At 72.6% G+C, this 8,094-nt stretch carries 6 protein-coding genes and 1 tRNA gene; 4 read left to right on the top strand and 3 right to left on the bottom strand.

The window, feature by feature from the left end; genetic code table 11:
• Positions 1-124 precede the first annotated feature (124 nt).
• Positions 125-2,911: an SUKH-4 family immunity protein gene (locus ACFXBC_RS28995; protein WP_385030811.1), complete on the bottom strand. Its 2,787-nt coding sequence runs from the start codon at positions 2,909-2,911 to the stop codon at positions 125-127.
• 7 nt (positions 2,912-2,918) lie between these two features.
• Positions 2,919-3,902, bottom strand: coding sequence for an SMI1/KNR4 family protein (locus ACFXBC_RS28990; protein WP_385030808.1), 984 nt, complete (start codon positions 3,900-3,902; stop codon positions 2,919-2,921).
• A 494-nt stretch (positions 3,903-4,396) separates the two neighbouring features.
• Here ACFXBC_RS28990 and ACFXBC_RS28985 point away from each other — a divergent pair, with 494 nt between their 5' ends.
• Complete coding sequence (locus ACFXBC_RS28985) at positions 4,397-4,861, top strand: YwqJ-related putative deaminase (protein WP_385030819.1); 465 nt, start codon at positions 4,397-4,399, stop codon at positions 4,859-4,861.
• Positions 4,862-4,871: 10 nt separating this feature from the next.
• Positions 4,872-5,387, top strand: a complete 516-nt coding sequence (locus ACFXBC_RS28980) for an SUKH-3 domain-containing protein (protein WP_385030805.1) — start codon at positions 4,872-4,874, stop codon at positions 5,385-5,387.
• A 154-nt stretch (positions 5,388-5,541) separates the two neighbouring features.
• Here the strand turns inward: ACFXBC_RS28980 and ACFXBC_RS28975 are convergent, their stop codons facing one another.
• The gene (locus ACFXBC_RS28975) at positions 5,542-6,861 is read right to left on the bottom strand and encodes a sensor histidine kinase (protein ID WP_385030802.1); all 1,320 of its coding nucleotides are present in this window, start codon (positions 6,859-6,861) and stop codon (positions 5,542-5,544) included.
• 151 nt (positions 6,862-7,012) lie between these two features.
• Here ACFXBC_RS28975 and ACFXBC_RS28970 point away from each other — a divergent pair, with 151 nt between their 5' ends.
• Entirely contained in the window at positions 7,013-7,852 is an 840-nt protein-coding gene (locus ACFXBC_RS28970) for a hypothetical protein (RefSeq protein WP_385030817.1), read from the top strand.
• Positions 7,853-7,890: 38 nt separating this feature from the next.
• Positions 7,891-7,961 (top strand) — tRNA-Gln (locus tag ACFXBC_RS28965).
• Positions 7,962-8,094 lie beyond the last annotated feature (133 nt).

Raw genomic sequence — 8,094 nt, 5'->3', positions numbered from 1 at the left:
GGGGGGGGGGCGCGCGGCCCCGCCCCGCGCGGGGGGGTGGGCGGCGCGCGACTCGCCGCGGGGGGGGGGGGCGGGCGGCCGCCCGGCGCCTCGTACGGCGCACAGGGGTCGTGCCGTGACTACCTCAGAGCAGCCCGTCCCACATCTGCTCAAGCAGCACCGACCACCAGCTCTCCGGCGAACCGAGCGCCGCCGCGTCCAGCATCATCAGCTGCGCCTGGAAGTCGACCGTCCACCGGCCCGCCTGCTCCGGCGTGAGTCCGAAGCGCAGCCGCCACATCCGGCCCAGCAACGCCAGCGACCGGACGAACTCGGGCAGCCCGGAGTTCACGAACTGCGGCGCCACCGGCCGGCCACCGGGCCCCGCCTCCACCGGCACCGCCACGATGTTCGCGGTGCCGTACTGCACACAGAGCGCCCGGCCGAAGTCGGAGCCCATCACCAGATACGACCCCGCGTCGGACGCGGGCTGCACCTGCCGCTGCGCCGCCAGCTCGGCCAGCGTCGGCACCGGCTGACCCGGCACCGCCTGCGCCCAGAAGAACGGTCCGAAATCGACCGGCAGCCCCGCCCACACCAGCGTCTGCGCCACGATGTCCGGCACACCCTGCCGGGACACCGCCCGCTGGTCGAACCGGAAGACACCCTGCGGCCCGAACGCCTGCGCCAGCTCGTGCGCCACACCCTGCGGCGGCAGCGGCGGCGCCGGCTGCACCGCGGGCAGCGGGGCCCGCACCGGAGCGGGCCGCGCCGGACCGTCCGCGACCTGGTGCAGCTCGCCCTGGTGCGTCAGCAGATGCTGCATCCCCTGCTGACGGCTTGCGTGATCACTGCCGTACGGGGCGACGCTGGTGATCCGTACCTGCGGCCAGGTCTCCCGGATCATCCGCGCACAGTACCCACCCGGCAGCTCGCACGACTCCAGCTCGGTGTGCAGCTCGATGACCTGCTGCGGCGGCACGTTCATGGCCCGCAGCTCGTGCAGCATCTGCCACTCCGGGTGCGGGGTGCCGGGCGCCGAACGGCGGATGAGCTGCTGCTCGGACCCGTCCTGCGCGCGGTAGCGCAGTACGGCCTGATAGCCGGGGCCCACCGTCGGCAGCCCGCCGGGGGGCTGCTGCGGATACCCGTACGCGGCACCCTGCGGCGGTGGTACGGGACCGGGCGGCGGGGTCCGGCCGGGCGGCGGCGTCCCCATCCCGGGTCCTGCCAGCATGGTGGCCGCATGGTGCACGTCACCGCCCATACTGCCCCCGGGCGGCGGAGGCGCGGGCGGACCCGGCTGACCGGGCGGCTGCGGCGCCCCGGCACCGGGGACACCGGGCGGACCCGGCGGCTGCGGCGCACCGGGCGGGCCGGACGGCCTGGCACCGCCGAGACTGCCCTGACCACCCAGACTCGGGCCGGCCAGCATCGTCGCCGCATGGTGCACATCGGCACCCGGACCACCGCCGGTGCTCCCGCCGTTCGGCGGCGGCATCGGCGGTCCCGGCGGCTGCGGCATGCCCGGCTGACCGGGGTGCTGCTGCCCGGGGACCTGGGGTGCGCCCGGGGCGCCGGGGCCGAGGTGCGGGGCCAGCTGTGTCCGTACGTAACCCTCGGGCGGCACACCCGGCGGCAACGGCGGAGCCCCACCCGGCCGCGCACCCGGGGTCCCGGGGGCACCGGGCGGGGGCGGCGGCGGAGGCGGTGTCGCTCCACCACGCGCCGCGCGCGGGGGCGCCATGGCCTTACTGGTCGCGGCATCCGAGATGTCACCGGGACCAGGACCGGGTCCGGCCGCAGGGCCGACGCCCTGGCCCGGGGTCTGACCGGCGGCAGGGGGCAGCGGCGCACCGGCGCCCTGCGGCGGAAGCGGCGGAGGCATCCGCTGACCGGCCGGCGGCTGCGGCAACGACTGCGGCGGCTGCTGGCCCCCTGCGGGCGGCTGCGGCGGCCCGCCGACCGGCGGCGGCTGGGCGGGGGCCGAAGGCGGCGGAGTCTGCTGCGGAGGCGGAGCCTGCTGGGGCTGCGGAGCCTGCGGAGCGTGCTGGGGCTGCGGAGCCTGCGGAGCGTGCTGGGGCGGGGGGAACCCGTCGAGCGCGGGCGCCACGGTCGTACGCGGCAGTCCGCTGCCACCCGACATCAGCGCCGTCTTGGCCTCGGGAGCCACCCCCGGCGGCGGGGCCCCCTCATCGTCCGAACCGGCCAGCGGCGGCGCGAACACGGTCTCGGGCAGCGGCACCGAACCGTCCTGGCCACCCGGCACCGCATTGGTGTCGGTCCCCGCCCAGGGCGTCCCGTCCGCGGGAACACTCCCCCGGGCCACGGACTCACGATCCCCGGCCGAACCGGCCGAACCACCGGAACCGGCCGAACCACCGGAACCGACGGAATCACCCGAACCCCTGGACCCATCGGAACCACCGGCCGCACCCAATGCGCCGGACCCACCAGCAGAACCAGCCCCGGCGAGAGACCCGGCCCCACCGGAAGAGCCGGTCCCAGCGAGAGACCCGGCCCCGGCAGAGGCCCCCTCCCCCGACCGTCGGTCAGGGATACCCAGCTTGTCCGCCGCGTCCTGCAGCCACTCCGGCGGAGTCAGCAGGAACGACGTCTGGTTCAGATCGATCCGCTGCGCCGCCGGCTCCGGCGCAGCCGCCACGGCATCCGCCGCCCCGTACTCCTCCTCGTACCGCCGGACCACCTCGCCCACCGGCAGCCCCGGCCACAGCGTCGCCTCACCGCCGTCCCGCGCGATCACCAGCCGCTGACGGCCGCCACCGCCCGAAGGCCCCTCCGCGCGGTCCTCCGCCCACACCACGAAACCGAGCTCGAACTCCCGCACCCGCACCTCACGGTGCTGATACGCGGGAACGTCCCCGTTGACCCACTCTTCCGCGCGCTCCTGCGCCTGCGCAAAGGTCACCATCGGCTCTTCACCCCTCGGCCGAGACCGGGACGGCCTGCGCGAAGCCGCCGTCCACCATCAGGTTCGCCACTGTCTCCAGCTCCGGCGGATTCCCCGCCAGCCGCTCCAGGAACGCGTCGAAATCATCACCGCACGGCAGCAGCAGCCGCTCCACCCGCTCCGCGGGCGGCCACGCGTCCTGATCACGGGCATCGTCGTACGCACAGAACCAGACCGTGCCCACCGCACCGCCCTTGACCTTCACCGCGACTATCCCGCCCTGAACAAAACCCACACCCAGGTAATCCTTCGTCAGATGGTCCCGCAGGCACTTGTTGACGTACACCAGGTCATTGACGGCCGCCTCGTCGCGCACCGTGAAGAACGGCTGGTCCACCAGCAGCCCCAACTCCGCGTCCAGCGCCGTCCCGACCGGCGCACAGCCACCCGCTGCCTTCAGGAACGACCGGTACGCGCCGGGCAGCCGGTACCCCAGATCCTCCTCGGCGGCCAGCACCAGCTGCTCCCCGACCGCCACCGAACCCCGGGGCAGCCCGAAATGGGCGGGCCGGGTGTCCTGCAACGGACGCGTACCCCGCTTCTCCTGGTCGACGGCCGCCGTCGCGAGTCCGCCATGGTGCCGCAGCAACGCCTTGACCTCGACCGGCACCAGTTCCAGTCGGCGCGTACCCGGCACGTGGTGCCAGGTCCAGCCGTGCGGCGTGGCAACAGCCGGGATCGTGTCCCACAGTTCGTGCCCCGACGCCGCCAGCGCCGCATTGGCCGACACATAGTCCGTCAACCGCAACTCGTCGACACCGAACCCCTCAGGGGGCTCCGCGATCTCCGCGGCGGCGCGCGCGTACGGTGAGAAATCCGGGAATCCGTTCCCGTCCACCCGCACACCGCGGGGGTGGCGCGCGGCCCGGACCGGGTCCGGGAAGCTCACGAGCTGCCCGGCATAGGCCGCGTTCGGTGGCGCGGCTTGCTGCCCGAGCCGACCTGTCGTCATGGCGGTTGCCCCCTGCTGCGAATGGCTTGGAACGACAGCCTATGCGGTGGTGCAAGAGCCGGTCCCGCCCCGTTCACCGCAGACTCGGGCCCCTCCACACCGACGTAACGGACGGTCACGTTCGAGTGACCCGCAGCCGACACACCACCCCGATCACAGGCCCCAGCTTCCCCACTCGGCGCCCCATTTGGCAGGCTGACCCCGCAACACGGGGGCGCGACACCGGCGGCAGCCGCCGCGGGGCGGGGAGGGGCAGCACGACCATGCACACCGCACAGACACCACACACACCACACACATCGCACACAGCACAGCCAGCGGCGGGGGCAGCACAGACGGCTCAGACGGCCCACACGGCGGGGACAACGGGGGCGCCGCAGAAGGCAGCACCGCCGCGCACAGCACACGCGCCACAGGCACCGGCTCAGGCACCGGCTCAGGCACCGGCACCGGCCGTACACGCACCGCAGACTCCGCCCGCCGGCGACCCACGCCTGCGCTGGAGCAGCACCGCGTCCCGCCCGCCCGAACTCCGCCACCGCAGGGACGGCATCCTCCCCACCGTCGCCGCCGCCCTCTCCGTACGCGGAGCCGACACCCTCACCTCCACCGCGGGCAAAGCCGACCAGCCCCCCGCGCTCCACCCCCTGGTCCAGGACTTCCTCACCACACTCACCAGCGGCCAGCGTGAACGATTCACCGGACGCTGCCCCGAGGCGATCCTGCTCTCCCGCCACCTCACCGCCGCCGAAAGCACCCGCTCCAAACGGGCCTCCCGCAAACCCCTCACCAACGGCGAAGCCCGCCGCACCCTCAAACACGCCAAAATCACCGCACGTCACATCCGCGAGGACGGCGACCCCCTCCACGGCAGCTACGCACCCCCCTGCCGCTCCTGTACGGCGATGCTCGCCCACTTCGGCGTACGCGCAGTCGACCCGACCACCGAGAAGGGCTGAACCACCGCCCATGCCGCCCCACCCGCAGGACACGCCGGACACACCCGCCGCCCCCGGCACCCGCTTCACCGAGACCGTGGACACCGCACTGCGCGAAGCAGGCTGGCAGCCCGGCCGCTGGGACATCCGGGGCGCCGAACAGTGGGCCGACACCCTGCGCGCCCACGTCTCACCCGCCGGCCACCAGCACGCGGTCTTCCCCGCGGCAGTCGAAGCCTGGGCCGAATTCGGCGGACTGCGCATCACCGGCCCCGCACCCGGCCGCCAGACTGCACCCGCCCCTGTCACGATCGACCCGCTCAGCGGCCTCCACCTCGCCCGCACCCTCGGCGACCTCGGTCGCGCACTCGACACCGAGATCGCCCCGCTCGGCGACGAAGGGGACGGCCGGGCGCTCCTCGCCATCGACACCGAAGGCCGGATCTACAGCGTCGACCACACCGGCGACTGGTACCTGGGCCCCGACATCGACCAGGCCCTCACCACCCTCGTCACCGGCCTCCAGCCCGTCCGACTGGGCTCGTAACAGACAGGGCGCTCGTGCGGGACCGGGCATGCAACGGACCGGCCCCGGACACGGAAAGCAGCAGAAGACAGCACGGAGCGGCAGGGGAACGCGGCGAACCCAGGTAGCAGCACACGGGAGGCAACAGAGGAGGAACGCGCAGCGCCCCCGCCCCTCACTCCCCCTCAGCGGGCCGCCGCTCCGGCAGCACCGCCGACACCCGGAAACCCCCGGCCTCCGTCGGCCCCGAAACGAACACCCCTCCCAGCGCCATCACCCGCTCCCGCATCCCCACCAGCCCGTTCCCACCACTCGGCAGCCCCGCATCGGCCGCACCCGCATCCGACGGACCGTTCTCGACCTGCAACGCCACCTCGGCCCCGCGATGCGCCAGCCGCACCCGCGTCCTCGCCCCGGCCGCATGCTTGTGGACATTGGTGAGCGCCTCCTGCACCACCCGGTACGCCGTCTGCTCGACCAACGCGTCATACGACCCGGCGGCGCCCTCCACCGACAGCTCCACCACCATCCCCGCCGCCCGCGACTGCCCCACCAGCACATCCAGCTCGTCCAGACACGGCCCGTCCTCCACCGCGGCCGCCGCGGCAGCCGCAGCCGCCACCCCGACCGCAGCCAGCGGAACCGCCGCCGGAGCCCGTACCGACCCGCCCGAACGCAACACCCCCAGCATCTCCCGCAACTCCGTCAGCGCCTGCCGCCCCATGTCTCCCACCAGGGCAGCGTTCTTCGACGCCTTCACGGGATCTTTCAACGCCACCGCCTGCAGAGCCGCCGCATGCACCACCATCAGACTCACCCGGTGCGCCACCACGTCGTGCATCTCCCGCGCGATCCGTGTCCGCTCCTCCGTACGCGCCCACTCGGCCCGCTCCTCCGCACGGTCCGCCAGCAGCGACAGCTCACGCTCCAGACTGTCCGCACGCTCCCGCAGACTCTCCATCAGCCTGCGCCGCGCCCCGGTGTACAGGCCGAACAGCACCGGCGGAGCCGTCAGCCCCAGCGACATGAAGACGGACGCGAGCACCACGAACACCGGGCCCGGAGTCCCGTCCTCCGCACCCACGCCATGGCGCAGCCGTACGAACGTCACGATCAGCGTGCCCAGCGTCGCCATCACCGTCAGCGCACCGGTCAGCCGGCGCGGCACATCGGATGCGGCGAGCGTGTAGAGCCCGACGATCCCCATCAGGAAACCCATCTGGGCGGGCGTGGTGGCGATCGACACCAGCACCACCGCGATCGGCCACCGCCGCCGCAACACCAGTACGAATCCGGCCAACAGCCCGAACACCACTCCGAACGGCACCGGAAGCCCGGCCTGCCCGGAGAAGCCCACACCCTCCAGCGCGCATTCCAGAGCCGAGACGACGCCCAGCCCCACATCCAGGGCGGCACCGCGCCGCCGCTCCCACCACCACCAGCCACGGGCGGTCAGCCCCGTGGCCGTGGTGTCGTACGCCCCCGTTGCGGTCATGGCAACCAGCGTACGGGCGGGCAGAGCCCTGCCCCACGAATTTCGATACGGGAGGTTACGCGCAATACGCCCTGATCACTCGATCCAGTGAATCGAGCATGCTTTCGAACCGGACGTCCGCATTCCGGACGATGCTGTTGCCGTGACCGATATCCGCAGCAGAAACAGCAAGTACGCCGACTTCGAGGGCCTGCGCGAACAGGCCATCGCGTTACGCAGGGAGGGCCTCAGCCGCCGCCAGATCCGCGACCGGCTCTTCGTCGACAACAACGACATCCTCAACCGCCTGCTGGAGGGCGAGCCCGCACCCGAGTGGACCAGACGGCCGAACGCGAAGGACGACCTGCGGGCGAAGGCCCGCGAGCTCCGGGCGCAGGGGATGACGTACGACGGGATCCAGGTGGAGCTGGGGTGCTCGAAGAGTTCGATCTCGCTCTGGGTGCGGGACATGCCGAAGCCGCCCCGGCGCACGCGAGAGGACGCATCGGCGATCGCCAGGCGCGGCTGGGAGGCCACGCTGCAGCGTCGCGAGGTGGAACGCCAGAAGACCAAGCGGGCGGCCAGTGACGAGATCGGCGACCTTTCCGAGCGGGAACTGATGATCGCGGGGGCCGCGCTCTACTGGGCCGAGGGAACCAAGAGCAAGCCTCACCGACCCCAGGAGCGGGTGGCCTTCATCAATAGCGACCCCGACATGATCAAGGTCTTCCTCGCATGGCTGCGCCTGCTGAAGGTCGACCCGGCCAACCTGAGGTTCCACGTACACATTCACGAGACGGCCGACGCCTCCGCGTCCGAGCGGTACTGGGCCGATGTGGTGGGCGGGGTCGGCTCGTTCGGCAAGACGACGGTCAAGAAACACAACCCGTTGACCAACCGCAAGAACACGGGCGAGCACTATCACGGCTGCCTGGTGGTCCGCGTGAACCAAAGTGCCGACCTCTACCGTCGCGTCGAGGGCTGGTGGTACGGCATAGTAGGGGCTGCCTGATCGCCTGATCACTTGAATCAGACATAGAGGGCAGTTCATCCCGGATCGTCTAAAGGCAGGACAATCGGTTTTGGTCCGATGAATGAGGGTTCGATTCCTTCTCCGGGAGCACAAGGTTCGGGTCCTGACCCTCCAGGTCAGGACCCCCCCCCCGTTACCCCCCCCCGCCCCCCCGGAAGAGGCGGATAAACCCCCCCCCCCCCCCCCACGGCCCCCCACAGGCCGCCCCCACCCCCCCAGGG

The sequence above is a fragment of the Streptomyces sp. NPDC059398 genome (assembly GCF_042751845.1).
Classification (GTDB): domain Bacteria; phylum Actinomycetota; class Actinomycetes; order Streptomycetales; family Streptomycetaceae; genus Streptomyces.
The sequence above is the reverse complement of the archived record's forward strand: the minus strand, read 5'-3'. Positions and strand labels throughout refer to the sequence as shown.

Coding starts and splice junctions, on each gene's coding strand:
- ACFXBC_RS28980 (WP_385030805.1), top strand. CDS start 4,872: ATGCCGCCCCACCCGCAGGACACGCCGGACACACCCGCCGCCCCCGGC.
- ACFXBC_RS28995 (WP_385030811.1), bottom strand. CDS start 2,911: ATGGTGACCTTTGCGCAGGCGCAGGAGCGCGCGGAAGAGTGGGTCAAC.
- ACFXBC_RS28990 (WP_385030808.1), bottom strand. CDS start 3,902: ATGACGACAGGTCGGCTCGGGCAGCAAGCCGCGCCACCGAACGCGGCC.
- ACFXBC_RS28975 (WP_385030802.1), bottom strand. CDS start 6,861: ATGACCGCAACGGGGGCGTACGACACCACGGCCACGGGGCTGACCGCC.